General features: G+C 39.3%; 24 protein-coding genes. 15 read left to right on the top strand and 9 right to left on the bottom strand.

Annotated elements, in window-relative coordinates:
• Positions 1-6: 6 nt before the first annotated feature.
• Together OLM45_RS03530 and OLM45_RS03525 are read right to left on the bottom strand one after the other, a co-directional pair.
• Complete coding sequence (locus OLM45_RS03530) at positions 7-621, bottom strand: DUF5017 domain-containing protein (RefSeq protein ID WP_264512029.1); 615 nt, start codon at positions 619-621, stop codon at positions 7-9.
• 10 nt (positions 622-631) lie between these two features.
• Positions 632-3421, bottom strand: coding sequence for a TonB-dependent receptor (locus OLM45_RS03525; protein WP_264512027.1), 2790 nt, complete (start codon positions 3419-3421; stop codon positions 632-634).
• Between the two features lie 142 nt (positions 3422-3563).
• Here OLM45_RS03525 and OLM45_RS03520 point away from each other — a divergent pair, with 142 nt between their 5' ends.
• From OLM45_RS03520 to OLM45_RS03505, 4 genes are all read left to right on the top strand, one after another.
• Entirely contained in the window at positions 3564-4670 is a 1107-nt protein-coding gene (locus tag OLM45_RS03520) for an endonuclease/exonuclease/phosphatase family protein (RefSeq protein WP_264512025.1), read from the top strand.
• A 67-nt stretch (positions 4671-4737) separates the two neighbouring features.
• Entirely contained in the window at positions 4738-5274 is a 537-nt protein-coding gene (locus tag OLM45_RS03515) for a 3-hydroxyanthranilate 3,4-dioxygenase (protein ID WP_264512023.1), read from the top strand.
• 135 nt (positions 5275-5409) lie between these two features.
• A complete protein-coding gene (locus tag OLM45_RS03510) occupies positions 5410-6336 on the top strand; it encodes a magnesium transporter CorA family protein (RefSeq protein ID WP_264512021.1) in 927 nt (308 codons plus the stop codon).
• A gap of 76 nt (positions 6337-6412) precedes the next feature.
• A complete protein-coding gene (locus OLM45_RS03505; RefSeq protein WP_129460245.1) occupies positions 6413-7966 on the top strand; it encodes an aldehyde dehydrogenase family protein in 1554 nt (517 codons plus the stop codon).
• A gap of 86 nt (positions 7967-8052) precedes the next feature.
• On the opposite strand, the gene OLM45_RS03500 is transcribed toward OLM45_RS03505, so the two are convergent.
• The 5 genes from OLM45_RS03500 to OLM45_RS03480 all read right to left on the bottom strand — a co-directional run bounded on the left by OLM45_RS03500 (position 8053) and on the right by OLM45_RS03480 (position 12019).
• Positions 8053-8625: a PhnA domain-containing protein gene (locus OLM45_RS03500; RefSeq protein ID WP_264512019.1), complete on the bottom strand. Its 573-nt coding sequence runs from the start codon at positions 8623-8625 to the stop codon at positions 8053-8055.
• Positions 8626-8643: 18 nt separating this feature from the next.
• On the bottom strand, positions 8644-9138 hold the full coding sequence (locus OLM45_RS03495) for a DUF6646 family protein (protein ID WP_264512017.1): 495 nt from the start codon (positions 9136-9138) through the stop codon (positions 8644-8646).
• A gap of 56 nt (positions 9139-9194) precedes the next feature.
• Positions 9195-9932, bottom strand: a complete 738-nt coding sequence (locus OLM45_RS03490; RefSeq protein WP_264512015.1) for a metallophosphoesterase — start codon at positions 9930-9932, stop codon at positions 9195-9197.
• Positions 9929-11077: an ATP-binding protein gene (locus OLM45_RS03485; protein ID WP_264512013.1), complete on the bottom strand. Its 1149-nt coding sequence runs from the start codon at positions 11075-11077 to the stop codon at positions 9929-9931. Before OLM45_RS03485 ends, OLM45_RS03490 begins: the two co-directional genes overlap by 4 nt.
• 72 nt (positions 11078-11149) lie before the next feature.
• Entirely contained in the window at positions 11150-12019 is an 870-nt protein-coding gene (locus tag OLM45_RS03480) for an aldo/keto reductase (protein WP_264512011.1), read from the bottom strand.
• A gap of 163 nt (positions 12020-12182) precedes the next feature.
• Here OLM45_RS03480 and OLM45_RS03475 point away from each other — a divergent pair, with 163 nt between their 5' ends.
• The 11 genes from OLM45_RS03475 (at position 12183) to OLM45_RS03425 (ending at position 23342) form a co-directional block, all read left to right on the top strand.
• The gene (locus OLM45_RS03475) at positions 12183-13187 is read left to right on the top strand and encodes an AAA family ATPase (RefSeq protein ID WP_129460252.1); all 1005 of its coding nucleotides are present in this window, start codon (positions 12183-12185) and stop codon (positions 13185-13187) included.
• Positions 13188-13277: 90 nt separating this feature from the next.
• Positions 13278-14147: a DUF58 domain-containing protein gene (locus OLM45_RS03470; RefSeq protein ID WP_264512009.1), complete on the top strand. Its 870-nt coding sequence runs from the start codon at positions 13278-13280 to the stop codon at positions 14145-14147.
• A gap of 1 nt (position 14148) precedes the next feature.
• Positions 14149-15816 (top strand): hypothetical protein, encoded by a 1668-nt coding sequence (locus OLM45_RS03465; RefSeq protein WP_264512007.1) that lies wholly within the window; start codon positions 14149-14151, stop codon positions 15814-15816.
• The gene (locus OLM45_RS03460) at positions 15809-16810 is read left to right on the top strand and encodes a vWA domain-containing protein (protein ID WP_264512005.1); all 1002 of its coding nucleotides are present in this window, start codon (positions 15809-15811) and stop codon (positions 16808-16810) included. The genes OLM45_RS03465 and OLM45_RS03460 overlap by 8 nt, the downstream gene beginning before the upstream one ends.
• Positions 16811-16812: 2 nt before the next feature.
• Positions 16813-17859: a vWA domain-containing protein gene (locus OLM45_RS03455; RefSeq protein WP_264512003.1), complete on the top strand. Its 1047-nt coding sequence runs from the start codon at positions 16813-16815 to the stop codon at positions 17857-17859.
• Complete coding sequence (locus tag OLM45_RS03450; RefSeq protein ID WP_129460257.1) at positions 17837-18580, top strand: tetratricopeptide repeat protein; 744 nt, start codon at positions 17837-17839, stop codon at positions 18578-18580. The genes OLM45_RS03455 and OLM45_RS03450 overlap by 23 nt, the downstream gene beginning before the upstream one ends.
• Before the next feature lie 14 nt (positions 18581-18594).
• A complete protein-coding gene (locus OLM45_RS03445) occupies positions 18595-20352 on the top strand; it encodes a BatD family protein (protein WP_264512001.1) in 1758 nt (585 codons plus the stop codon).
• Positions 20349-21098, top strand: coding sequence for a tetratricopeptide repeat protein (locus tag OLM45_RS03440; protein WP_264511999.1), 750 nt, complete (start codon positions 20349-20351; stop codon positions 21096-21098). The genes OLM45_RS03445 and OLM45_RS03440 overlap by 4 nt, the downstream gene beginning before the upstream one ends.
• A 48-nt stretch (positions 21099-21146) precedes the next feature.
• Positions 21147-21503 carry a hypothetical protein gene (locus OLM45_RS03435; RefSeq protein WP_129460260.1) on the top strand — a complete coding sequence of 119 codons (357 nt, stop codon included), beginning with the start codon at positions 21147-21149 and terminating at the stop codon, positions 21501-21503.
• Positions 21504-21783: 280 nt separating this feature from the next.
• Positions 21784-22803: a phenylalanine--tRNA ligase subunit alpha gene (pheS, locus tag OLM45_RS03430; RefSeq protein WP_129460261.1), complete on the top strand. Its 1020-nt coding sequence runs from the start codon at positions 21784-21786 to the stop codon at positions 22801-22803.
• Positions 22804-22934: 131 nt separating this feature from the next.
• Complete coding sequence (locus OLM45_RS03425; protein WP_264511997.1) at positions 22935-23342, top strand: hypothetical protein; 408 nt, start codon at positions 22935-22937, stop codon at positions 23340-23342.
• Positions 23343-23579: 237 nt separating this feature from the next.
• Here the strand turns inward: OLM45_RS03425 and OLM45_RS03420 are convergent, their stop codons facing one another.
• Positions 23580-25445 (bottom strand): OmpA family protein, encoded by a 1866-nt coding sequence (locus OLM45_RS03420; protein ID WP_264511995.1) that lies wholly within the window; start codon positions 25443-25445, stop codon positions 23580-23582.
• A 22-nt stretch (positions 25446-25467) separates the two neighbouring features.
• Positions 25468-26391 carry a type IX secretion system membrane protein PorP/SprF gene (locus OLM45_RS03415; RefSeq protein WP_129460264.1) on the bottom strand — a complete coding sequence of 308 codons (924 nt, stop codon included), beginning with the start codon at positions 26389-26391 and terminating at the stop codon, positions 25468-25470.
• Positions 26392-26411 lie beyond the last annotated feature (20 nt).

Below are 26411 nucleotides of genomic sequence, written 5' to 3'. Positions count from 1 at the left end.
AGCAAATTAGTCAATTTTATAATAAATGAAATCATCAAGTTGGAAGGCACCGTCTAAGGTAGTATCGGTTCCTGATCCTTTAAATTTAAAGGCAATATAGGCTTTCCCTGTTCTACCTGACAAATCGATATTGCTAGGTAAAAAAGTATACCAAGATTCTGCTTTTTTAGGGATATTGGCGGATAAAGGCTCCCAGGTAGCCGCTGTTACGTTTGTCCCGTCAAAATTGGTAGAGATCAATACTTGAAGGCTATTACCCTCTGCATCTACATCCAAGTGGTGTTGCGCTACTTTAAAAGCGATACCTTTTTTTGGTGCAGCATCCAAGTCAATTTGAGGAGAAATTAACCAACCTACATTTACCGCATCACCAGTATTATAGGAACTAAATTCCGCATAACCATTTCCACTAAAAACTTCTTCTTTCCACTTTTTATTTCCAACTTCATTGAAGTTCACCCAACCCGTAATATCCAGGTCTGTTGCATCTGTAGCCGATTGAAAATCTTCTGTCATCAATCGCTCCATAACCACGGGCTTATCTGTTTCTTCTACATCACACGATGCTACTAACCCAAGCGTTAGAACAGATAATGTTACTTTTAAAAATCTTGTATTCATAGCTATTTTATTAGAAGTTTACGTAAAGATTCAAGAAATAGTTTCTACCAAATCCGTAGAAGTACTTCGGACCAAAAGCAGGTGATCCATAAGCGTTATCGGTTTGATAGTCGGCAAAGTTTGCTTTTCTCGATTGTTCAAATCCGCCTGTTTTATAGATATAATTAAAGGCATTGTTGATTGAAGCAAAGAAACCGATAGTTGTTTTATCCACTCTCCAAGATTTACCACCCGAAATATTCACAAGGGTAATATCGCTTAACTTTTGTTGTTTTAACGCTTTAGCAACTGATTCAGAAGTAGCACCATCATAGCTCAATCCTGTGGAAGGATTGGTCACAAAGTTTTGTGTACGGATGATATTAGAAACAGAAATATACGAATCGGCTAAGTAGTTCACGTCAGCACTCACCCACCAAAAATGTGGATCGCGGTATTCAATTTCCAACGATGCTGCTGATTGAGGCATACCCGCTTGACGGTAGTTTTTCAAGAAAGCCGTACCGTAATCTACTAATGGATATGGATTTGTTGCAGATGCTTGAGCATCGTCATTTACACGTAAGTGTGGGTTGTTTGCATACAAATACTGACCGTAAGAAGCCGCAGCTGTAGCTTTGATGGTTGAAGTAATTTGGTATTCTGCGCCCAACTCTAAACCGATATTACGACGGTCTACTCCAGTTAAGATTTCAGAGATGAAAGCATCTTCATTACCATCTGCATCATCACCGGTGAATTCACCGTAATAGAATGAGATGTTGGTAGAATTTTGAATTTTTGAAGCGAAAGCTGTCAAACGTGTTTTCAATTTAGGTGTACGGATGATATAAGAAACATCGGCACTTGCAATACGCTCACTTTGTAAATCAGGCGTAATGTTGTTATTGATACGTGCATTAGAGAACGTGTTGCGTAAGTTGGGCGCTTTTGTTAAATAAGCTCCGTTGATATCGATAAACTGACGGCCCGTTATTTTGTACGTTAAACCACCTTTGAAACCGAAATTTTCAAACGATTTCTTCACGCTCTTACCGTATGAATTGTTGGCATAAATACCATTTCTATACAAACCATTTCTTTGGTACTCATGTTTAGAGAAACTTTGAGCCAAATAGAAATCTACTTTTTTGTATGAAAATTTGAATTGTGTAAACGCTTCGATAACGTCGGCATTCAATTTATAATTGTATCCGTATTTATCACCTTCTTTTACAATACGGTTTGGATTATTCAAATCGGCTTGTTGAGCATCACCTACATAGAAAGGATCCACATCTCTAAAGAATTGACCGCCTAATAAATCCAACATGTTTTGGAAATTGTGAGATGATAATTTGCGATACGTTACACCACCATTCAAACGAATATTATCTGACAAATCCGAAAATAAAATTGAATTAGCCGTGAATTGTTTGTCATCCGTACGGTCTTCATACAAAGCATACAAACTACGTCCTGCCTCAGAAGAAGAATTCATGTTGGCATAGTACATCGCATTCCAATTGATTTGGCTATTGTTTAAGAAATAGGTTTTCGCCGCATCAGCTAAAGGATTCGTTACAGTAGTACCTACAGTAACATAATTGGCTGGATCGTTCAAGTAATAACTGGGTAAATTTCTATAATATGTAGGATCAGGATTGTTTGCCCCTTGGTAATCCAAACGGGTATTACCGATTGAACCGTATTGGTAAGTAACATTTGTGTTTAATTTAGTTTTACTGTTGAATTTCCAGTAGTGACTCAACATTAAAATGGGCTCTAAGATATCTTTATCACGTGAGTTACGTTTTCTTCCATCTTGCCATCCCCAATACGAGTTGTATTGGTGACCCATTAAGTTGATTACCTCTTGTGTATTTGGAGAGGATTTTCCACGCGTGTTTTCTGCGTAGATACTTGTAAAATTCAATGAATGGTTATCATTGATGCGTTTTTCAACAGAAACAAAAACGGAATTTGCACCGTAATCAGTTCCTTCAAAATAGCCTTCTTTCGCCCAACGACGAGATGCGGAAATTACATAAGCCCAACCGTTTTTATTCATTCCAGAAGCATGAGTCCCCATAGCTCTCCAGCTATAATTGGTATTGGTTCCTGAAAAAGAAATTCGAGAACCTGGACGGTATAAAGACGCGCGAGTATTGATTTCTTGTGTACCTAAGATACCACCAAAAGTATAATCCGATGGCGCAGTACCCATTGTAAACTCTTGGTTACGAGTCGCATCATTTAAACCACCCCAGTTACTCCATTGTGGGCGACCGTCGTATATTTTATTCATTACCACACCATTAATCATGGTATTGGCATTTTCATTGTCTAAACCTCTAATTCTAAAACGAGCTTGTCCCCAGTTAAACGCAGCCGTTTGTTGAAAAGCATCACGAGACGCTTGCAATAAACCTGCAGTACTTTCTGAACCTCCGTTATCATCACTCAAGTCATTATCGGTGATGGTTACTAAGCTCAATTGTTGCTCGGCTGTAATGTCTTCTTCCATTACGATACGTCCAAGATCCACTACTTTTCCATTAGTTACTTCAACTGAAATCAATTGATCTTTGTAACCCGATGTTTTCAAAAGAACGATTTGTGCTCCTACTGGAACCGATTTAAAGGTGAATACACCCTCTTTGTTTGTAACTTCAGTCAGTGCCGTATTCTGAACCGAAACAACTACCTCAACTAAAGGGCGTTGTGATTTAGCATCCACCACTTTACCTGTAATTCCGTTTTGGGCAAACCCCACAACCGCTTGCATTACAAACAAAAGACTAAGAACTAGTTTTCTCATAAAAAAATTAAATTGTTGAACTGATTTCCTGTCAAGTGTTAATAAAAACTTAACAGCCTACAAATGTACATCTTTTCATAATATTATTTACTTTTGGCGCGAAGTTTGTACGAAACTTTACGTTTACTTAATACGCTTTCTGATGAAGATTAAAAATTTTATCGCCGCTTTTGTTGTGTTTTTCGCAATAAACAGTGCGCAATCGCAAGACAAAAAATATATTGTGCATACGGTTGCTTTCTACAATTTTGAAAACTTGTTTGACACCATCAACCAAGCCAACAACGATGAGGAATGGTTGCCAAGCGGCGCAATGAACTGGACAAAAAAGAAGTATCAGAAAAAACTAGATAATTTATCTCGCGTTATTGCTGAGTTGGGTACTGGTGACAAACAAGCCAATTCGCCAGTACTTTTAGGCGCTTGTGAAATCGAAAATCGCGGAGTTCTGGAAGACTTGGTAAAACAACCCAAAATCGCGAATAAAGATTATGGAATTGTTCACTTTGATTCGCCGGACAAACGCGGAATTGATGTGGCGCTTTTGTACCAAAAAAAGCATTTCAAACCAACGAGCTATGTAAACATCCCGCTTTATATCTACCGAAGCATGGAGGGTAAAGGAGATAAGGATAAAGAAAAAGAAGAAACCGATGATAAAGTAGAGACCGATAACTCTTCAGACCGTGTATACACCCGTGACCAATTATTAGTCACTGGATTTTTGGATGGTGAAGAAGTTAATATCATCGTAAACCACTGGCCTTCGCGTTCGGGTGGTGAGAAAAAAAGTGCACCTTTCCGTGAGGCTGCAGGTGCTTTGAACCGCAAAATCATGGATTCATTAATCAAAATAAATCCGAATGCAAAGATCATCACTATGGGTGACTTGAATGATGGCTCCTACAATAAAAGTGTAAAAATGATGATTGGGGCCAAATTGAAAAAAGAAGAACTAAAAAACAACGGCGACATCTTCAATCCATTTGAACAAATGTATAAAGATGGTAACGCTACTTTGTTTCACCGTGATGCGGGTGATATTTTTGACCAAATCATGATTTCAAAATGTTTCATTGGTGATGACCGATCAACCTTTAAATTTTGGAAAGCGGGAATTTACAACAAACCGTTCCTCATCCAAACCACAGGTCAGTATAAGGGTTATCCCTTACGAAATTCGCAATCTGAACCCGGATTTAGCGATCACTTTCCGGTCTATATTTATCTCGTGAAAGAAGTAAAATAAATAATAAAGGTCAGCTACGGCTGACTTTTTTATTTTGTACCTTTCGGCTTCTAAAAAACACAGCAGTATGGCAACGGCAAAACCTTTTAACCTAAAGCAATGGATTGAAGATAACAAACATTTGCTTCAACCACCAGTCGCCAATAAAAATCTATATGTGGATTCCGGAGATTATATTGTCATGATTGTCGGCGGACCCAATGCACGCAATGATTTTCATTATAATGAAACGGAAGAGTTGTTTTATCAATTAGAAGGAAACATTACCGTATATATTCAAGAAGACGGAGAAAAAAAAGCCATGCCTTTGGGGCCTGGTGATCTGTTCTTACTTCCAGCCAAAGTACCCCATTCCCCTTCGCGAACAGAAGGTTCGGTGGGTTTGGTAATCGAACGTAAACGCGAAAACCAAGGATACCGCGACGGACTCCTTTGGTTTTGTAACCAATGCAACCACAAACTGCATGAAGTGTATTTTGAATTGCACAATATCGAAACTGACTTTCTTCCTCACTTCAATCATTACTATGAATCCGAGGCTTTACGCACCTGTAGTCAGTGCGGTACCGTGATGGAAACCAAGCCCGGATTTATTAAGAAATAATTAAGTCATAAACAAACCTTTATGGCGTACCTTTGCAGCAAATTCCAAATTATGGACGAGTATTCGAGTTACCGACTGAGTATTAACCCGGATTAACGTTTTCGCTGTAAAACGTAATCCGAAACACGATTTTTTATGATTACGTTTTACCAAAACCAAAAGGGTTTAGTGCCAACTGCTGCACAAGAATCTCCTTACTGGATTAACACCGTTTGTCCCACTGCGCTTGACAAAAAATATTTGTTGGACGAACTGCAAATCCCCGAAGCATTTTATAACGATATTGAAGATATTGACGAGCGACCTCGTATCGAATACGAACAAGGGTGGTATCTTATTTTAATTCGAATACCCTATAAAAGTTCCGATCCTAAACTCCCGTTTTCAACGGCACCGCTGGGATTTATTTTCAACGCAACGACCTTTGTTTCGATTTGTTTTGAAGAAAATGAATTACTCACCGATTTTATTGCCTACACCCAACGTAAACAATTGACGATTGCCAATCATTTTGATTTAGTACTCAAATTGTTGCTGTCATCAAGTGTTTGGTTTTTAAAATATTTGAAACAAATTAATCAAAGTATCAAATTGGCCGAAAACAACTTGGAACAATCCATTCGCAATGAAGATTTACAAACCTTGTTGCAATTAGAAAAATGTTTGGTGTATTTTATTACCTCCATTAAAGGCAATGATAATGTCTTTCGTCGAATCAAAAATATCAAAGAACAACAAGCGTTTTTTGATCCAGAGCTATTAGAAGATGTTGATATTGAATTGCGACAAGCTGAAGAGATGGCCAATATCTACAGTAATATTTTGGCGGGAATGATGGATGCCTATGCTTCGGTGATATCCAACAACCTTAATGTAATTATGAAACGCCTTACGTCAATATCTATTATTTTAATGATTCCCACAGTAATTGCAAGCTTTTATGGCATGAATGTTCCGAATAGTTTAGAACAAAACCCTTATGGTTTAGTACTTTTAATTTTACTTTCGGGTCTAATATCGACCATGGGAGTATACCTCTTTAAAAAGAAAAATTTCTTCTAATAAGAAATTCGTCGAATGTCATAGAATAACTTTAGAAAATAAAATATATTTGAGCCCAACAAACAAACCAGAATTTATGTCAACAATTGCACAACAATTCGGTATGACCGAAGCCTTGGAAATCTTAGGAATTAAAGCCGTAAACGAAGGAACTTCTACAGGAGGCCAATGGTTTTCTGGCGGAGAATTAATCGAAAGTTATTCGCCCGTTGACGGTCAGTTGATTGCCAAAGTAAAAGCTTCCACCGAAGCCGATTATGAAAAAGTAATGCAATCTGCTACCGAAGCCTTCAAAACGTTTCGTTTAATGCCCGCTCCAAAACGTGGGGAAATCGTACGTCAATTTGGAGAAAAATTGCGTCAATATAAAGAACCGCTTGGGAAATTAGTTTCCTATGAAATGGGAAAATCCTACCAAGAAGGTTTGGGTGAAGTTCAAGAAATGATCGACATCTGTGACTTTGCTGTAGGTTTATCGCGTCAATTACACGGATTAACGATGCACTCTGAGCGTCCATCGCACCGCATGTATGAGCAGTACCATCCACTAGGCGTTGTCGGAATTATTTCTGCTTTCAACTTCCCTGTGGCAGTTTGGTCGTGGAATACCGCTTTAGCATGGATTTGTGGTGACGTTTGTGTATGGAAACCCTCTGAAAAAACACCTTTGTGTGGGATAGCTTGTCAAAACATCATTGCGGAAGTATTGCGTGAAAACAATTTACCTGAAGGAATTTCTTGTTTAATTAATGGTGATTATAAAATTGGCCAATTATTAAACCGCGACACTCGTGTTCCTTTGGTATCCGCTACGGGTTCGACCCGCATGGGTAAAATTGTAGCCCAAGAAGTAGCGGCACGTTTAGGTCGTTCCTTATTGGAACTAGGTGGAAACAATGCGATTATTGTTACACCAGATGCTGATATTAAAATGACAGTAATCGGTGCGGTTTTCGGAGCTGTGGGAACAGCAGGACAACGTTGTACCTCAACCCGTCGTTTAATTATTCACGAAAGCATCTATGATAAAGTAAAAGATGCTATTGTAGCCGCTTATGGACAATTGCGCATTGGAAATCCTTTGGATCAAAACAATCACGTAGGTCCGCTTATCGATACACATGCGGTAGAATTATACAACAAAGCCTTGGCACAAGTGGTGGCTGAAGGCGGTAAAATTTTAGTGGAAGGTGGCGTACTTACAGGCGCTGGCTATGAAAGTGGTTGTTATGTGAAGCCCGCTATTGCTGAGGCGAAAAACGACTTTGCCATTGTGCAACACGAAACCTTTGCTCCCGTATTATATTTATTGAAATACAGTGGCGACGTAACTGAAGCCATCGAAATTCAAAACGGAGTTGCCCAAGGTTTATCTTCGGCGATTATGACCAATAATTTACGTGAAGCTGAAGCCTTCTTATCGGCAGCTGGTTCCGATTGTGGTATTGCCAATGTAAATATCGGAACGTCCGGTGCTGAGATTGGTGGTGCTTTTGGTGGTGAAAAAGAAACCGGAGGAGGCCGCGAATCAGGATCAGATGCATGGAAAGTGTATATGCGTCGTCAAACGAATACCATCAACTATTCTACGAGTTTGCCATTGGCCCAAGGAATTAAGTTTGATTTATAATTTCTTATAGAGGAAAGAAGAAAGAAGCAAGAGAAAAGAAAAGCGCCCTAATTAATAGAGCGCTTTTTTTGTTGTAACTAATAATATTATTTCGTTTTCTTCACATATTGCGTAAGAATCACAATGTATTGCCCTTCTACCCTTCCTTCAATTTGTTCGGCGTTGTCCCAAACCAATTTAATGTTGTGTACTGGTGCGCCACGTTTGGCCGTGAAATTAGCGCCTTTTACATCCAAATCTTTGATTAATACCACGGAATCACCATCATTTAGGATATTTCCGTTGGAGTCTTTATGGATGATTTTTCCTTCCTCATCTTCGCCTTCACCGGTGGCTTTTGCCCATTCCAAAGCGTCTTCATCAAGGTACATCATTTCCAATAAATCGTGATTTTTCAAACGGGCCAACATACGCCAGGACACGATTTGTACCGGAAGATGTTCGTTCCACATACTATCACTTAAACCCCGCCAATCGTTGGGATCTGTGGTTTCCGGATTCTCGATTTGATTTTTTAATTTTTTAGAAATAAGAAGGCTGTTTTCCAAGCTTTCTGTGGTTTGTGGAGCCACCGTATAGACCACTAAGTCTTCGGTAACACCACTGATTTCACACACGGATCCACTACGGTCGTGTAATTTTTTTTCAATAGGTGTCATACTGCTGGTTTGGTTTTATTACAAATTGAAAGATGCTCCAATTGTAAACATAAATTGATTGTTGTAGTGCTCATACCCAATCACATTGGAATCATACCGCGATAATGGTGCGCTAAATTCTGTAAACAGTCCAAATCCATTGGTAAAGAAATAGCGTGAGCCCAAGTGTCCACCAAAATTGCGCAACCCTAAACTTAAACCTGGGTAGATATCCCATTTTTTATCTAAATTGAAAACATTTCCAATATTGGCATTGAAACGCAAACGCACGTCGGCACGGTCTTCAAAGCGGGGTTTGAAATTCAAATACCGATCCGCATTTAAGATATAATTGGTTCCCAAACCGATAGAAATATTTTCTCCAATTCCGAAATCAGCAATCACAGCAATACCATTTCCTCCGTCTTGGAATGTTGCGCCCACTTGCCCTTTTACATCTCCTTTTCCTTTAAATGCTTGTGCTTGACCAATCATGCCTGCAATTAAAGCCACTAAAATAAAAATACGTTTCATAAAATATTATTTGAGGACAAAGATACTAATTCGAATACATTGAGGCGAAAATCCTATTAATTTCTCCCTTTTTCTGTGGGATATAAATGGGACAAAGGTTCGCTCTGCCAAAATTCTTTAGTATCCACATCCAAAATCGTTAACGGCCCTTTAAATGCAGCACCTGTGTCCACATTCCAAATACCTGCTTTGTGTACGGGAACAGTTTGGCCAATGCGCGTTACCGGTGTATGTCCAATATAAATTTCGTGATAAAGGGTGAATCTTTTGGGATAATAAACGCTTTCTTGAGATAAATCCTCCGGCAAAGCCAAAGCCGTTTCCCAAAGGGTTCGATCCCAGTAAAAAAGACGGGGATAATACTCGTAATCAATCCCATTCATGTTGGTAAATCCTGCATGAATAAACAAGCGGTTTTTGTCATCCAAATGATAATTTTTAAGATTCTTCAAAAATTCAATATGACGTAATTTCTGTGCCTCAGAAACTTTTTCATAGGCAAGAACTGTTGCTTCACCACCGTGTTTGTACCATTGGGTTTCGTCGATGTTTTCGCGACGGGATTCCAACCAATCCAACAATAGTTCATCGTGATTACCACGAATAAAAATACAATGTTGGTGGTGTTGGAGTTCGATTAAAAAATCCAATACTTCGGGGGACTGACTCCAACCGTCGACATAATCGCCCAAAAAAATTAAGGTGTCATGGGGTTGTACACTAGCGCGTTCCAATACTTGATGTACCGCTCGAAGGCCGCCGTGTATATCGCCAACAACTAAAATTCTACTCATGTTTCTTTATTGTATTTCACTTTCCGCAACACCCGCATCGCTTCTTTGAAGTTGGTATACACTTCTGAACGTTGGGTTTGCTTGAATAAAGGTTTGGAATCGATTAATTTCTGTTTGGCTTCTTCAAATCCGTTTAAAAAACAGAGCATCAGGGTATAGGGTAAATTTTCCAAATCCCGATTTTCTCGATCGGAAAGTACGAGTCCCTTCTGCATTTTTGCCAACAAAGATAAGCCTGCATTGTAAATATGAAACAACATTTTGCGGTTGTATTGCGGAGGCTCAAACAGCATTTGGGTTTCAATTTTGTAATATCCATTGTCAAAAAAGGTAAGTTTTTGTTGTTCCAACGGATAATAACTCGTCTTGTCGTTTAAGCCTAAAGGCACGTATTCAGTGATGGTAAACGAACTCTCGTCATAGGTTACGGTAACTACATCTTGGGCCGAATAAAACAATTTGATTTGCTCATTCACCAATTCAATATCAACCCGCGAAAGAAATTGTTTGTCTCTGATTTTTTTGGGATTTCCCGACCAACAAATGACAAACAATTCACGAAAGACTTTATACTGGGACGGCATGTCTTTGTGCCGGTTATTGACAAAATCAATGACGCTATCCAACGTATGCGCAATACTGTTTCGGGCATTATTTTCAATACTTAATACCGTCTCAATATTCTGTTTGGAATAGGGAATTTTATCTTCGGTGGGCGTTGAATTACTCCCAATTCGAATAAAACTAGTCTGCGCTGGAATGGTATGAATTCCTTTTTTAAAATAGGAGGGCTTGGATTTGGGTCGGATGGTCACCAAACCCACCACACGATCTTTCGGCAAATTGGGAAAAGGAACGTTTTCATACTGAATTTTAGGCGGGTTTTCCAAAAAGGCATTGACTAGATTTTGAATACGACTGTCGTCAAAAAAATCATCACCGATAATTTCATTGGACTCATCCTCTACCCCAACTACGATATAGGAATTGTTGGAAGGATTGGAATTGGATAAGGCACAAATATGCTTCAAGAACTTCGCTTTCCCTTCTTTCGTATGCAGATTTAACTGTCGTTTTTTGTCATAGAAACTACTCTCATCGTTGTGAGCAAGTAAATTCCGAATCAAAAGACGTTTGTTAATCATTAAACCAAACTACTGAATACTGAACACTGTTTACTGTACACTGATTACTGTACACTGATTACTACCCACTGACTACGGCACCTTGTTCCCCATACTTTCCGTCCAGATAGCAAACCAATCCAAATCGGTCAACGGCAATTCAACCGCCTTCATCAATTGTTGGATGCGCGCAATATTCACAGTTCCCGCCACTGGGATAACACCCGCAGGATGCTTCAACACCCAAGCGAGTAATAGAGTATCCGAACCTACTTCGTATTTTTCAACCAATTGGACCAGAAGTTTTTTCAAACGACGGGTTTGTTCAATGTCTTCCCGAAAAACCGTTCCCAAAGGATTCCAGGACATGGGCGTAATATTGTGCACTTGCATATAATCCAAACTGCCATCTAACATGGGTTGAAAATGGGTAGCCGAAAATTGAATTTGATTGTAATGCACTTCGGTGCGTTGGCGAATCAAATCCGTTTGGGAATTGGTAAAATTTGACAATCCAAAATCGCGAATTTTCCCTTGCGCTTTGAGTTGCTCCACCGCAGCGGCAATTTCGTCAGCTTGCATCAATGGACTCGGACGGTGCAAAAGAAGCACATCCAAATAGTCCGTTTGTAAATTTTTAAGCGAATTTTCAACGCTCCAAATAATGTACTCTTTGGAATAATCGTAGTGTTTTAGGGTATTGGGTCGCCCTTCAGTATGTTGAATCCCGCACTTGGAAATCAACTGAATGCTGTCTCTTGCAATCCCGCTGGCGCGAAAACCGTGTCCAAATTCGGTTTCAGTCGTATAACCGCCGTAAATATCGGCATGATCAAAAGAGGTAATTTTATGTTCGACGCAAATGCGAATCAAATGCGCCATTTCTGAGGTATTGAGTTTTTTATCCCAAGCTCCCCAATTCATGGTTCCTGCCACAACAGGAGAAAGAATAGTATTTTTCATAGTCACTTAAAAGTCTAAAATTACTAAAACGAAATCATAAATCCTCCTTAAAGACCGATTATTTGGGCAACATTTAACGCTCTATTAACACCGCGCTGGAGATTAAATTTTCAACTTTGAATTGTTAAAATTTAAATTTTATATTCGCAAAAAAATAGGATTTATGGAAGAAAATGCTGCGGCTTTAGATATTAGAGCAATTAATGAAAAAATCGAGCGCGAAAGTGCCTTCATTGATTTGCTATCCATGGAGATGAATAAAGTCATTGTGGGCCAGAAACATATGGTGGAACGCCTGATGATTGGCTTACTAGGACAAGGACATATTCTTTTAGAAGGAGTGCCCGGTTTGGCCAAAACATTAGCCATCAACACCCTGTCCAAAGCCGTTCACGGTTCGTTTAGCCGTATACAGTTTACCCCTGATTTACTTCCAGCCGACGTGGTGGGTACGATGATTTACAACATCAAACAAAACGAGTTTACCATCAAGAAAGGGCCTATTTTTGCCAACTTCGTATTGGCCGATGAGATTAACCGAGCGCCTGCAAAAGTGCAATCGGCTCTTTTGGAAGCCATGCAAGAAAAGCAAGTGACCATTGGGGAAACGACTTTTAAATTGGACAAACCTTTCTTGGTATTGGCAACACAAAACCCTATTGAACAAGAAGGAACGTATCCGTTACCTGAAGCACAAGTTGACCGTTTTATGTTGAAAACGGTGATCGATTATCCCAAAATGGATGAAGAGCGTTTGGTCATTCGTCAAAACCTAAAAGGCAGTTATGAAGAAGTGCGTCCTGTAGTTTCCATCGAGCAAATATTACGTGCACAAGAAGTAGTTCGCGAAGTGTATATGGATGAAAAAATTGAAAAATACATCCTTGATATCATTTTTGCTACACGTTATCCAGAAAAATACCGTCTGGAAAGCTTGAAGCCGTTAATTGGATTTGGCGCCTCTCCTCGTGGAAGTATCAATTTAGCCACAGCAGCCAAATGTTATGCCTTCATCAAACGCCGCGGGTATGTTATTCCCGAAGATGTTCGCGCCGTGGTACATGATGTATTGCGCCACCGTATTGGAGTAACCTATGAAGCTGAGGCAGAAAATATTACTTCGGTTGATATCATCAACAAAATTGTGAACGAAATCGAAGTGCCATAAATCATTGTAAAGTAATCAGAAAGCAGTTTCGTACCTATATACGATGGTGACTATTGACTTACAACTTCATTGACTTACGACTCCAAATCCATGGATACCAAAGAAATTTTAAAAAAAGTTCGGAAAATCGAAATCAAAACCCGAAGATTGAGTGATCATATCTTCTCGGGGGAATACCACACGTCGTTTAAAGGCCGTGGGATGACGTTTTCAGAAGTGCGCCAATACCAATTTGGGGACGATGTTCGTGCCATCGATTGGAATGTTACGGCGCGTTACAACGAACCCTATGTTAAAGTTTTTGAAGAAGAACGGGAGTTGACCATGATGTTGATGGTGGATGTTTCCGGCTCTGAAAATTTTGGTACCCAAAAACAATTGAAAAAAGAAATAGTTACTGAAATTGCTGCCACATTAGCGTTTTCAGCGACACAAAACAATGATAAAATTGGGTTGATTTTATTTACCGATCAAATCGAATTATACATTCCACCCAAAAAAGGAAAATCGCATGTATTGCGCATTATTCGAGAGTTGATTGAGTTCCAACCCAAAAGTAAAAAAACGCATATCGGTCAGGCCTTGCAATTTCTCTCGGCTACCCAAAAGAAAAAAGCAATCGTTTTTGTCATCTCCGATTTTATTTGTGCCGATGACTATGAAAAAACCTTGAAAATCGCGAGCAAAAAACACGATGTTACGGGTTTTCGGGTGTACGATACGCGGGAAGAACGACTTCCCAATGTGGGGATTTTGGAAATGACGGATGCTGAAAATGGAGAACAGCTTGTGGTAGACACCCGATCGTCTAAAGTGCGTCAAATTTACGAGCGCAATTATGCTGAACGCGTTCAATTTTTTAAAGAAGTTTTTTCGAAATGCGGCGCGGGAACCGTTCAAACCCGTGTGGATGAAAGTTATGTAACCCGTCTTTTGGGCTATTTTAAAGCACGTGCATAATATGAAGTGGAAAGGTTACATCAGTTTGTTTTTCTTGTGTTGCGGCTTATTCGTACAGGCACAAAAAGTGACTGCAACCGTAGATTCGCTAAAGAAAAAAATTGGCGCTGAATTCAAATTAACACTAAAAACTGAAGTTGGCCCAAAAGATAAAGTTGTATTCCCTGGTGGAAAAACGTTTGGCGCATTAGAAGTATTGGAATCCTATCCCGTCGATACGGTTAAAAAAAATGACCGCTGGGAATTGATTAAAAAATACGGGCTTACCCAATTTGATAGCGGACGATATACGGTACCTAAATTACCGGTTTCCATTAACAAAACCCAAGTCTACACCGATCCGTTAGAGTTGGAAGTCGCCGATGTTAAAGTCGACACCTTAAAACAAAAAATGTACGAAATCAAAGGGATAACCACAGTGCCGCCTGTCTATTCTTTCCCTTGGCTTTGGTTCGTATTGGTAATTCTAATAGGCATTGCCCTCTTCATTTTTATCAAATACAAAAAAAGAATTCCGAGTTTCAACCAAGAAGAGACAACACCGCTACAACCAATTGAAAAAGCGACTTTGTTACTCCAAGAATTGGATACCCAGAATTGGGTAGAAAAAGGAGAAATCAAACAGTTTTACTCCAAACTCACCGATATTGTTCGCACCTACATCGAAGAAGAAATTGAAGTGCCGGCTATGGAGCGTACCACTTCTGAATTAATAGCTACTTTGCGTGAAGTAACACAGAGCAAACATTTGAAATTATCCTCTGATACACTACAGAACTTAGAACAAGTGTTGCGTCAAGCCGACTTGGTAAAATTTGCCAAAGAGCGCCCTATTTTATCAGAAATTGAAGCGGATAAAAAACGCATCGAGAAAACTATACTTACCATTCATGAAGCGCTTCCCGAAGAATCGGAAGTGGTCAATGAATTAGAGGCTTGGAACGAACAACAACGCGAGTTGGCCCGTCAAAAATTAGAAAAGAAAAAAAGAGAACGCCGCATTTTATATTCCAGTTTAATTGCTTTTTGGGTATTGGCCGTTGCTATCGGTTCCGTTTTTGTGATTTATGGCTATGAAAACGTGAAAGATTATGTTTTGGGTAATCCCACCCGTGAAATGTATGAAGGACAATGGATAAAAAGTGCTTACGGCGACCCCAATGTAGAGTTGGAAACCCCAAAAGTGTTGACACGTGTGGACAAAGACCAACTCCCTAAAAATACCTATGCCGTGGTGAAAGACATGCGGATGTTTACCAGTGGAACACTCCATGACCCGTTGTATGTGTCGGTTTCTACCAATTATTACAAAACCAATTTGGACGCCTATTACGACAAAAATGTTCAAGGTATTGATTATGACAAAGTATTGGAAGGAATTGTAAAAACCTGGGAGGCGCAAGGCGCACGGAATATTTTATACAAATCCGATGGGGATTTTCAATTGGAGAATGGAATAAAAGGAACGAAAGCATACGGAACGATGACGGTTGAAGATAAAGCCAATGGCGCAACCCATCGCATGTATTATGAAATATATTTGTTCAACCAGAATGGCGGATTACAACAAGTGGCGGTGAGCTATGAAGAAGGTGACCCTTATGGTAAAAAAATAATGGCGCGAATTATCGATTCGATTAAACTCCAAATCTTTAATTTGAATGGATAAGCACTCTTTTTTACATCCCCAGTTTTTACTGCTGCTAGCAGTTTTACCTTTGCTTGCTTTTTGGCTGTACAAAAACCGCAAGCAACAAACCGCTACTGTGAATATGAGTTCGACCCAAGGTTTGGCAGCAACAACAACATGGATAACGCGGTTCAAGCCTTATTTGGTGGTGCTTCGACTGATCGCTTTAGCCTTAATTATCATTGCACTTGCGCGTCCGCGAACAGTTGACATTAGTAATCAAACCAAAACCACGCGCGGAATTGATATTGTGATGGCGGTCGATTTATCGAGTAGTATGCTCGCCAAAGATTTGAATCCGAACCGAATGGAAGCCTTAAAAACAGTGGCTTCGCAATTTGTAGATGACCGCCCCAATGACCGTATTGGGATTGTAGTTTATGCGGGGGAAGCCTACACTAAAATTCCGGTGACCACCGATAAAGCGTTGGTTAAGCAAGTCATCAGCGAACTCAATTACGATCCAACGGTAGAAGACGGAACAGCGATAGGAATGGGATTGGCAACAGCCGTAAACCGACTCAAAGAGAGCAAAGCCAAGAGTAGAGTAATCATTTTATTGACCGATGGTGTAAATAATGCCGGATTTATCGAACCCGAAACGGCAGCAGATTTAGCCAATGAATACGGCATCAAAGTATATACCATTGGTTTGGGTTCAAATGGCATGGCTTTATTTCCCGTGGGTGTCAATGCAGATGGTAGTTTGGCCTACCAAAATTTACCCGTCAAAATTGACGAAGGATTGATGAAATCGATTGCCAAAAAAACCCATGGAAAGTATTTTCGTGCCACCAGCAACAGTCGATTAGAAGAGATTTATAATGAAATCAACCAAATGGAAACGACGGAAATCGAAGAATTGAAATACTACGATTACGATGAAAAATACCGTCCATTTGTGCTTTTAGCGTTATTACTCATTGTCATCGAATTGAGTTTACGTCAAACTATTTACCGTTCAATTGTGTAACCATGTACGAATTAGAATCTAAAATTTATTTTTACGGTTTGCTGCTATTGCCTATACTTTTAGGCATGTGGTGGGCTGCGCGTATATGGAGAAGAAAAAAAGAACGCGAATTTGCTAGTGCACCATTACTGGATTACTTAAGTCCGGAACGTTCCCGTTTTAAGTCCAACATTAAATTCTTTTTGGGATTATTGGGAATTGTATTTCTCATTATCGGACTCGTCAACCCAAAGATTGGGACCAAAGTAGAGAAAGTCAAAAGTCGCGGTATCGATATTGTGTTTGCCATTGACGTTTCCAAAAGTATGCTGGCCGCCGATGTTGCTCCGAATCGTTTGGAGAAAAGCAAACAAATCGTCTCCCAACTCATCAATCAATTGGGAGGAGACCGCATTGGGATTATTGCCTACTCGGGAAATGCGTTTCCTGTGTTGCCCATGACATCGGATTATGCCGTGGCAAAAATGTTTTTACAAAGCATGAGCCCTGAAATGATTTCTACACAAGGTACATCCATCGACCAAGCCATTCAATTAGCGGCCAATCGGTATTTTTCTGCCAAAGACAAAAGCAACAAACTCTTGATTATTTTATCGGATGGTGAAGATCATTCCAATAATGCAGTCGCTGCCGCAGAATTAGCAAATGAAGTTAAAATGCGTATATTGACAGTCGGTGTAGGCACAGAAAATGGAGGTCCGATAAAGATTGTTGAAAACGGAAATGCTACTTATCTTAAAGACAAAAATGGTCAAGTTGTGATTACCAAACGCAACAGTAAAGTGTTGGAGGAAGTCGCTCAAAAAGGTAATGGGGGTTACATTGATGGAAACGTGACAAGAAACGTAGTGGATTATGTGAAAAATACAATTAACAATACCGACAAGACGGAACTGGGTTCCGCTTTAATGGCCGATTATCAATCCCAATTTCAATGGTTTTTGGGTATTGGATTAATCCTTTTATTTTTGGAGGTATTGTTTTGGGAGCGCAAAACCCAATGGATTGGAAAAATGAATTTATTCAATGAAAAAGATGAAAAGCGTTAAACGTATTTTTACGGTTTGGATAGGCTGTTTTGCTGGGGTATTTGCTCAGGAAAATAAGTCTGCTTTGCCTGATGGTAATGCCCAATTTGAAGCCAAAAAATATGCAGCAGCTGAATCCAATTATCGTGTAGCTTCGGCATCCAATAAAAAGCAAGAAAGTACGGCAGAATACAATTTGGGTACGGCCATTTACAAACAGAATCAAGCAGGAGAAGCTAAGTTTAAATTTTTAAAGGCCGCAGAAACAGCACAATCTAAACCAGAAAGACACAAAGCCTATCACAATTTAGGCAATGCGTTAATGTTGGAAAAAAAATACGATTTGGCAGAACAAGCTTATAAAAATGCATTGCGTAACAATCCGAATGATGAAGAAACACGTTATAATTATGCATTAGCCAAAAAGAAAAACAAAGAAAATCCGCCCCCGCATGACGGCGGAAAAAAGAAGGACGAAAAGAGTAAAGAGAAAGAGAAAAATCAGCGTCCAGACGACAACAAAGGCGATCAAGAAGATCAAAGAAAAAAACCGGAAAACAATCCGAAAAATTCGGGTGGACCTCAAAAACAACCCGATCCACAGCCGCGTCCTAGCGGACAAAACAAACAGCGAATTGACAATTTATTGGATGCGGTAAATAACGAAGAGAAAAAAGTACAGTTAAAACGAAAAGATAAAGATGCCCAAGCGAGTCCGGAACGACCGGAAAAAGATTGGTAATGGGAATGAAACGTATGAGACAACTGGTATTCGTTTGCTTGACCTTATTCATGCTGAAAGCAACCGCCCAAATAAAAATGGAGGCGGAGGCTAGTAAAACTACATTGCCTTTACATGAAAAACTTCGCGTTGATTTTACCATCAATGCGGACGGGGATAATTTTGTACCCCCTGACTTCGAAGAAAGCGGTTTTAGTATATTTTCGGGTCCTATTCAATCGATACGAGAATTGTGGGTGAATGGTCGTGGGACATTTAATAAAACCTACACCTATTGGGTTGTTCCTGAAAAAAAGGGTGTCTTGACCATCAAGTCTGCATCTATTGAATTTAATAACCGAATTTATCGCACCAATGCACTTAAAATTACGGTAACCAATGCCGTTGATCCTTCAAAAGATCCTGCGAATATGCCAGTGGCATCGAATTCCAACATGTATTTGGTGACTGAAGTTTCCAAAACCAATCCATATGTCAACGAACCCATAACCGTTGTTCAAAAGTTGTATTTCAATTACAACACCGACATCAATGATGTTCGTGACATTCAAAAACCCCATTATAATGATTTTTGGAGTCAAGAAATTGAAACGGCGAATTTTGTTCCGGAACAAACGGTTTTTAGAGGACACCGTTGTCTATCCGTTGTTTTAAAGAAAGCGGTAGTTTACCCTCAAAAAGCTGGCAAATTGGTCATTGACCCTTATATTTTAGAGGTGGATTGCAGCATTCCAACAGGACGAATGACCATTTTTAACCAATTGATAACGAGAGATATCAGTCAGCGACTCACTTCATCGGGGAAAGCCATTCAAGTAAAAACCTTACCGGAATCGGGCAAACCCACAAATTTTACAGGAGCCGTTGGTAATTTTAATTTTGAAGCAATTCCTTCGAAAAAAACTTTAAAATTTGGTGAATCGTTGGATTTAACTTTGCGGGTAAGTGGTGATGGTAATTTAAAATTATTTCAGCTACCAAAATTGGAATTGTCAAATGACTGGGAAGTATATGATCCGGAGCATATAGAAAAAGTAGTCACTCCAATTTCAGGAATGACGGGTTACATTGCAGATCGGTATACATTAGTGCCCCAGAACAAAGGTACTTTTGTAATTCCGGCACAGGCATTTAGTTATTTCGATCCACAATCACAGTCGTTTAAAACAAAATCAGTTCCTGCAATTACCATTGAAGTTAAAGACGGTCCTGGTTTACCTGCAGGTGGACTTGCCCATGGTAAAAATGGAAAAACCAAAACCGAACAAGCCGTTTTTGAACCCATCAAAACAGCATCCCATTGGGTGACACGAAATGCGACCGATTTCTTGGGCTCAACCCTCTATTTCATCTTGCTTATTTTACCGTTTTTAGGTATTCCTATTTTGTTGATGTACCGCAAACGCAAATCAGAACAAGAAGCCGATGTGGAAGGCAATAAAATCAAGCGTTCGAATGCACTTGTTAAACAATATTTATCAGAAGCGCAGCGCAATCTCAACCAAAAAGAACCGTTTTATGTGGCGTTGGAAAAAGCGATGCATAATTTCTTGAAGGCCAAATTACGCTTAGAAACTTCAGAGATGAGTAAGGAAACCATCCGTAATTTGATGAAGGAAAAAGACGCGGATGCAATAACGGTGGCTGAATTTATCAAACTCATTGAAAATTGTGAGTTTGCGCGCTATGCGCCTTCTTCAGCGGCAGCAATTCAAACCGATTTTGATACGGCAGTGCGTTTATTAACCGAACTTGAAAAACAAATGGTATGAAAAAAGTAATTGTATTTCTTGTTTTTTGTTGTTTTGGAATGGTAGCAGCGCAAAGTAAATTTGATGTTGCGAATGGTTTGTACCAAAAAAATGATTTTAAAGGCGCGGCACAATTGTATGAAAGCGTGCTTCAATCGGGCGAAGAATCAGCGGAACTGCACTACAATTTGGGGAATTGTTATTACAAATTGCGCAAAGTTGGGCCTGCCATTTTTCATTTTGAAAAAGCCCATTTGATGGATCCCTCGGATGAGGCGATTGAAAACAACTTGGTTTTTGCGCGAAAACTTTCTTTGGATACGATTCCGCATTTTCCAAAAGTAGGATTTGAAAAAATGGTCGTACAAAGTACCAGCATCATGCATTATGATCGTTGGGCGTTACTTTCCATTCTTTTGGGTTTTGTCATTGTAGGCTGTTTTGCTGGGTATTACCTCACAAAAATAAGTTCGAAAAAAAGAACCTATTTCTCAGTTATGGTAGCGGCATTCTTGGTGTGGTGCATCAGTCTTTTTGCCGGTTTTTATCAACGAAATTACATCCATAACCAACATCCAGCGATTGTTTTTTCGGATAAATTGGATTTGCATACCGAACCCACGTCGCGTTCCACTTCTTCATTACAATTACGGGAAGGGGCCAAAGTGTATGTTTTGGAAAAATCGGGGGAATGGTTGAAAGTTCGACTCACCGACGACAGCCTCGGTTGGCTTCAAACAAATGGCGTACGGGAAGTCAATCCGTAATTGGGAATTAAGACGTAGTTTTGCGTCAGTTTTAAAAAAATCAAAATTTTGTCTAGAGACGAACAATTAAAATCCCGATGGGATGCTGTAGTTACCTTACTATCCGACCGATTTGCGGATGGTGATCCGTTGGATTTGGATGCCATTATTTATTTAATTGGAATCCAAGAATACGGAAAAGTGAACCAAACGTTTCAAAAGGACGACAAGGTGAACTTAATGCATATTGCAATTTGTCGTTTACTTGTACCCTACGGCTACTATGAATTTGACTATGTAGATCGCGATGGATGGCCACATTTTAAAGCCAAAGATGCTTTACCTCCCTTGAAAGCCGGTGAACAAACGGTTTTGATGAAGGAAGCAGTGGTGCATTACTTTTTAGAAAGCGGTTTGATTGAGTAATGGTAAGACGTTGGACATTAGACATTAGACGTTAGACATTAGTCTGTTCACTAATGACTGAATACTGTTCACTGACGACTGACTTCAAAAGAAAGACGAACGAACATGATAGCCCGGGTTGCAGCGGCAGCTCCCGAAGCATGAGGGACTATAGCGGAAAACCGGCGGGATTGCGATTGAAAAATAAAGGTTGACGCTCCAAAAAATTCAGACGAAATCTGCGCAGAACTGTCCCATTTTTAATCGAAAAGCCCTATTTTTGCACCTCAATTGCATGACGATGATCGATAAGATAAAACAACATATTGAAGAAGCGAAGGCCTTTAACGACAAGAATAAAGAGGCGTTAGAAGCATTTCGCATCAAATATTTAGGAAGTAAAGGCTTATTGAAAGAGCTTTTTAACGAATTCAAAAATATTCCTAACGACCAGAAAAAAGATTTTGGTCAGGTGATCAATACGTTGAAAACGGTGGCCGAAGAGAAAGTGAGATCCATCCAGGAAGAGCTTGAATCTAAGGAAGAAACCAAAGGGTTATTTGGCGACTTAACGCGTCCGGGCGAACCTTTTCCGATTGGTTCGCGCCACCCTATTTCTTTGGTGAAAAACCAGATTATCGATATTTTTTCGACCATTGGATTTAATGTTTCAGAGGGTCCGGAAATTGAAGACGACTGGCACAATTTTACCGCGTTGAATTTACCCGAATACCATCCCGCGCGCGATATGCAGGATACATTTTTTATCCAAACGAATCCCGATGTATTGTTGCGTACGCATACTTCTTCGGTGCAGGTGCGGTACATGGAAGGCAATAAACCGCCAATTCGTACGATTTCTCCTGGTCGTGTTTTCCGTAACGAAGCGGTTTCCTCGCGTTCACATTGTATTTTTCATCAAGTAGAAGGATTGTACATTGACAAAGATGTGTCGTTTGCGGATTTGAAACAGACGTTGTTGTATTTCACGAAGGAGATGTTTGGCAAATCGAAGATTCGTTTACGCCCGTCCTATTTCCCGTTTACAGAGCCGAGTGCGGAAGTAGATATTTATTGGGGATTGAAAACAGAGACCGATTACCGCATTACCAAAGGAACCGGATGGTTGGAAATTATGGGTTGTGGTATGGTGGATCCCAATGTTTTGAAAAACTGCGGTATCAATCCGGATGAATACAACGGCTTTGCTTTTGGAATGGGGATAGAGCGCATTGCGATGTTGTTGTACCAAATTGGTGACATTCGCATGTTTTATGAAAACGATGTACGCTTTTTGGAGCAATTCAAAACCAACATATAAACTAGAAACCGCAACTCGAAAGAAATGCGGTTTTTTATTGGTTAACAATATACCCACAATAGTAAATTCTTAATGCTTCCCGAAATTTCGGGATTAAACTCTAAATTCTAAACTCTAAATTCTAAACTTGTATGAAAGCAGATATTACCATTCCCAAAGTTGAAAATGTATTCTTGGCCGCAGTGCAAGAATGGAGCGATGAATTTATGGATAAGGTATGGTATGTTTTTTTAATCAACGATTCGGATCATGATTTGGAAAGTGTGATGGTAGTTTCTAAGGCGTTTGGCACCTTAGATGGAGAAATGAAAAAAACGTCTTTATTACGTCATGCTTATGTGAACGTGCCTGCGATTTCGGCTGTAAAAATTGAGATGATTGAGCAAAGTGTATTGGCGTTGAACAACGAATTTATGGTGACCTATTTCATTGGAAATACCTTGTATGATAAGAAATACATCTTCAGAAAAAACACCATTAATGAGAGAGCTACGGAGGAAGTGCCTATTTTGTGGCAACGGGGTGTGGTGGTGAAATAAGTTTATTTCGCTTTGCTACATCCGTCGGCTAAAACCTCTTGTTAGGTTTAAGTGTAAGGTTAATTCCTAGACAATCAACTTAAGTGCTTTAAAAAAAGTATTGCCATTTAATTGTATTTAGCGTTTTTAAGCAACTTTCAGTTCGAAAACGCAATCTTGTAGCTTATAATGATAAAACCGCTTTAAAACAAAAAAGACAGCCTTTTGAGCTGTCTTTTTTATTGCAATGAAAAGTAATTATTTTTTAACGATCAAGAATTCAGAACGACGGTTTTGAGCGTGTTCAGCTTCTGTACATTTATCACAGGCCACTTTTGGTTCGGTTTCACCCATTCCTTTTCCAGAAATACGAGATGCATCGATACCTTTAGAAATGATGTATTGAACGGTTGCTTGTGCACGACGCTCTGATAAATTCATATTGTATTTATCGCCACCTCTACGGTCTGTATGTGATTTTGCGAAAATAACCATGTTCGGGTTGTTTTTCATCACTTGAACTAACTTATCCAATTCGAAAGCACCTTGCTGTGTGATGTTGCTTTTGTCAAATTCGAAGAAAATTGGATTCAAGATTACTTCTGTTTCCGTAACAATCACCTCGATTGGGTTCAATGGCGCTTTCACGTCAGCTTTTGGTCCTTTGCTTTTTGCTACAGGGAAAGCATTTCCTTCAAATCCGTCTTTTGCGGCTTGAATAGTATACGCTTTATCACATTCTACACGGTAAGCCACTTCTCCTTTTTCATTAGAAGTTTCCGAACCGATTACGTTGTTTTTACTATCTAAGATGGACACTTTAGCATTAGGTAAGATATCGCCCGTTTTTGCATTGGTTACGATAACTAAAACGTCTACACCACAGATTGGGTTAACGGCTAAGATATCATCATTACCGTTACGGTTACTGGATACAAAACCAAAGTTTTTGTCTTTGTTGAATGTAAAGGCAAAATCGTCTTTTTCAGAGTTTACCGGTTTGCCCATATTTGTTGCATCTGTTCCTTTTGCTAAGTCAATTTTGAAAACATCCAAACCTCCTAAACCTTGTTTCCCAGAAGAAGCAAAGTACAATGTTGAATTATCATCAGCGATAAATGGGAAGTTCTCATTACCTTCTGTATTTACTTTAGGCCCTAAGTTTACAGGTTCACCGTACTCATCACCATTTACACTAACTTTCCAAATATCGGTACCTCCCATTGATCCTGGACGGTTGGAAGCGAAGTATAATGTTTTGCCATCACGACTTAACGAAGGATTACCCGTTGAAAAGTCGATGTTATTAAAAGGCAACAATTTACTATTACCCCAAGTTTCGCCTTCTTTGGTAGCTTTGTAAAGATAAATTTGACTTTTCTTTGCGTTGGCTGCTTTATCTTTAACCGATTCTTTATTTTGGAAACTTTCGGTTGAATAATAACAAGTATTTCCGTCTGCTGAAATAGTTAAAGTTCCGTCATGGAATTTTGAATTCAATTCAGTAACCGCTGTAGGTTCTGCAAAAGTTCCGTTGTCAGCACGTACCGATTTGTAGATGTCTAAAAACGGTTCGTCTGTCCAGCCGTAGTTTTTACGAGCACCGTTACGAGCGCTACTGTAGTAAACCGTATTGTCATACATTACCGCACCAAAATCAGACTTATCTGAAGAAATGCTTACAGGCGCAACCGTATATTCTTCTCTACCTGACAATAATTTGGGTAAGTAGTTTGGATTTTCTTTAAATGCTTTTGCACGTTGATCATTAGGTTCTAATGAAGCAAATTTTGCCATTTGTTTGTTGGCATCTTCATATTTCCCATTAGCTTTCAACATTTGTGCATAACGGTAATACGTTTCAGCATCTTGTTGTGATTCGGTTGCTTTTGCATACCATTTTGCAGCGTCTCCAGAATTGAACATGTTGTAGTTAGCGTCAGCTAATTGCTTGTAAACATAAGCATCACCTTTACCAGCGTCTACTAATTTTTGATATTCCTGAACAGCTTTTACATATTCAAAACGCGCGAACAACTTATCGGCATTTTTGGTGTCTTTATTTTGGGCAATCATAGTTCCGCTGATTGCGACAAAACTTAAAGCGATATATAAATTTTTCATTGTGAAATTTAGTTTAGTTAGATTAGAAATAACGTGGTGAACGTGAAACTTTTTTCGGGAAGTTCAAGTCAAATAATAAAATCACCTCGTGTGAAGATGGGGTAGTTACTTTCAAATCTGAAACGATATGATCGTAAGCATAACCAATTTTCAAGTTGGGAGTGATTGCATAATTCACCATCGCTCCAAATGAATCTTCTTTACGATAAGTTGCCCCAACTTCAAATTTTTCATTAAACAAGAAGTTGGTAGAAAAATCAATCGATACTGGTGCATTGAATGCCGTTTTAATCATTGCAAACGGTTTAAATTTCACATTCTCGTTCAAATCAAACACATAACCTCCCGTTAAGAAATAGTGTAACGTTTCTGTACCAAATTGTCTTCCGTTAAAATCTAAATATTTAGATTTTAACATATTTGGAATCGATAAAGCTACATAGTACTTATTCGTGTAATAAAATACACCTGTACCAATGTTTAAAAACGTTCTACTTGTGTTTTGACTAAAAGCTGGGTCATTTGGATCTGGAACATAACCGTTTCCAATATCTGAATACAATCCTACTTTGTGGAAAGTAGCACCTGCTTTTAAACCAAAAGCAAGACGGTGCTCACCACCCATATTCAACGTATACGAGAAGTCTCCATAAATATTATTTTCCTCAACCGGACCGATTTTATCAGTAATAGCCGATAAACCTAATCCAACATTTTTTCCTGCCGGACTATGAAGAAAAAAGGTACCAGTGGTTGGTGCACCTTCAATATTTACCCATTGTTTTCTATACAGTAAACCACCGGTCATATTCTCTTTAGAACCGGCATAGGCAGGGTTAATTACACTCATGTTGTACATGTACTGCGTGTAGTGTGGGTCTTGCTGCGCACTTACATCCAGAAATGTTATGAGTGCAAAAGCGGTTAGGAAATATAATTTTTTCATTGCTTTGAAATTTATCATTT

It is taken from the genome of Flavobacterium sp. N1719 (genome assembly GCF_025947045.1).
In the GTDB taxonomy this organism is placed as follows: domain Bacteria; phylum Bacteroidota; class Bacteroidia; order Flavobacteriales; family Flavobacteriaceae; genus Flavobacterium; species Flavobacterium stagni.
The sequence above is the reverse complement of the archived record's forward strand: the minus strand, read 5'-3'. Positions and strand labels throughout refer to the sequence as shown.

Bases quoted from the DNA above. Each gene is read 5' to 3' on its own strand.
- OLM45_RS03525 (WP_264512027.1), bottom strand. From the start codon at position 3,421: ATGAGAAAACTAGTTCTTAGTCTTTTGTTTGTAATGCAAGCGGTTGTG.
- OLM45_RS03515 (WP_264512023.1), top strand. From the start codon at position 4,738: ATGGCAACGGCAAAACCTTTTAACCTAAAGCAATGGATTGAAGATAAC.
- OLM45_RS03455 (WP_264512003.1), top strand. From the start codon at position 16,813: ATGTACGAATTAGAATCTAAAATTTATTTTTACGGTTTGCTGCTATTG.
- OLM45_RS03420 (WP_264511995.1), bottom strand. From the start codon at position 25,445: ATGAAAAATTTATATATCGCTTTAAGTTTTGTCGCAATCAGCGGAACT.
- OLM45_RS03490 (WP_264512015.1), bottom strand. From the start codon at position 9,932: ATGAGTAGAATTTTAGTTGTTGGCGATATACACGGCGGCCTTCGAGCG.
- OLM45_RS03460 (WP_264512005.1), top strand. From the start codon at position 15,809: ATGGATAAGCACTCTTTTTTACATCCCCAGTTTTTACTGCTGCTAGCA.
- OLM45_RS03425 (WP_264511997.1), top strand. From the start codon at position 22,935: ATGAAAGCAGATATTACCATTCCCAAAGTTGAAAATGTATTCTTGGCC.
- OLM45_RS03475 (WP_129460252.1), top strand. From the start codon at position 12,183: ATGGAAGAAAATGCTGCGGCTTTAGATATTAGAGCAATTAATGAAAAA.
- OLM45_RS03415 (WP_129460264.1), bottom strand. From the start codon at position 26,391: ATGAAAAAATTATATTTCCTAACCGCTTTTGCACTCATAACATTTCTG.
- OLM45_RS03495 (WP_264512017.1), bottom strand. From the start codon at position 9,138: ATGAAACGTATTTTTATTTTAGTGGCTTTAATTGCAGGCATGATTGGT.
- OLM45_RS03505 (WP_129460245.1), top strand. From the start codon at position 6,413: ATGTCAACAATTGCACAACAATTCGGTATGACCGAAGCCTTGGAAATC.
- pheS (WP_129460261.1), top strand. From the start codon at position 21,784: ATGATCGATAAGATAAAACAACATATTGAAGAAGCGAAGGCCTTTAAC.
- OLM45_RS03480 (WP_264512011.1), bottom strand. From the start codon at position 12,019: ATGAAAAATACTATTCTTTCTCCTGTTGTGGCAGGAACCATGAATTGG.
- OLM45_RS03510 (WP_264512021.1), top strand. From the start codon at position 5,410: ATGATTACGTTTTACCAAAACCAAAAGGGTTTAGTGCCAACTGCTGCA.
- OLM45_RS03485 (WP_264512013.1), bottom strand. From the start codon at position 11,077: ATGATTAACAAACGTCTTTTGATTCGGAATTTACTTGCTCACAACGAT.
- OLM45_RS03470 (WP_264512009.1), top strand. From the start codon at position 13,278: ATGGATACCAAAGAAATTTTAAAAAAAGTTCGGAAAATCGAAATCAAA.
- OLM45_RS03465 (WP_264512007.1), top strand. From the start codon at position 14,149: ATGAAGTGGAAAGGTTACATCAGTTTGTTTTTCTTGTGTTGCGGCTTA.
- OLM45_RS03440 (WP_264511999.1), top strand. From the start codon at position 20,349: ATGAAAAAAGTAATTGTATTTCTTGTTTTTTGTTGTTTTGGAATGGTA.
- OLM45_RS03450 (WP_129460257.1), top strand. From the start codon at position 17,837: ATGAAAAAGATGAAAAGCGTTAAACGTATTTTTACGGTTTGGATAGGC.
- OLM45_RS03500 (WP_264512019.1), bottom strand. From the start codon at position 8,625: ATGACACCTATTGAAAAAAAATTACACGACCGTAGTGGATCCGTGTGT.
- OLM45_RS03520 (WP_264512025.1), top strand. From the start codon at position 3,564: ATGAAGATTAAAAATTTTATCGCCGCTTTTGTTGTGTTTTTCGCAATA.
- OLM45_RS03445 (WP_264512001.1), top strand. From the start codon at position 18,595: ATGAGACAACTGGTATTCGTTTGCTTGACCTTATTCATGCTGAAAGCA.
- OLM45_RS03530 (WP_264512029.1), bottom strand. From the start codon at position 621: ATGAATACAAGATTTTTAAAAGTAACATTATCTGTTCTAACGCTTGGG.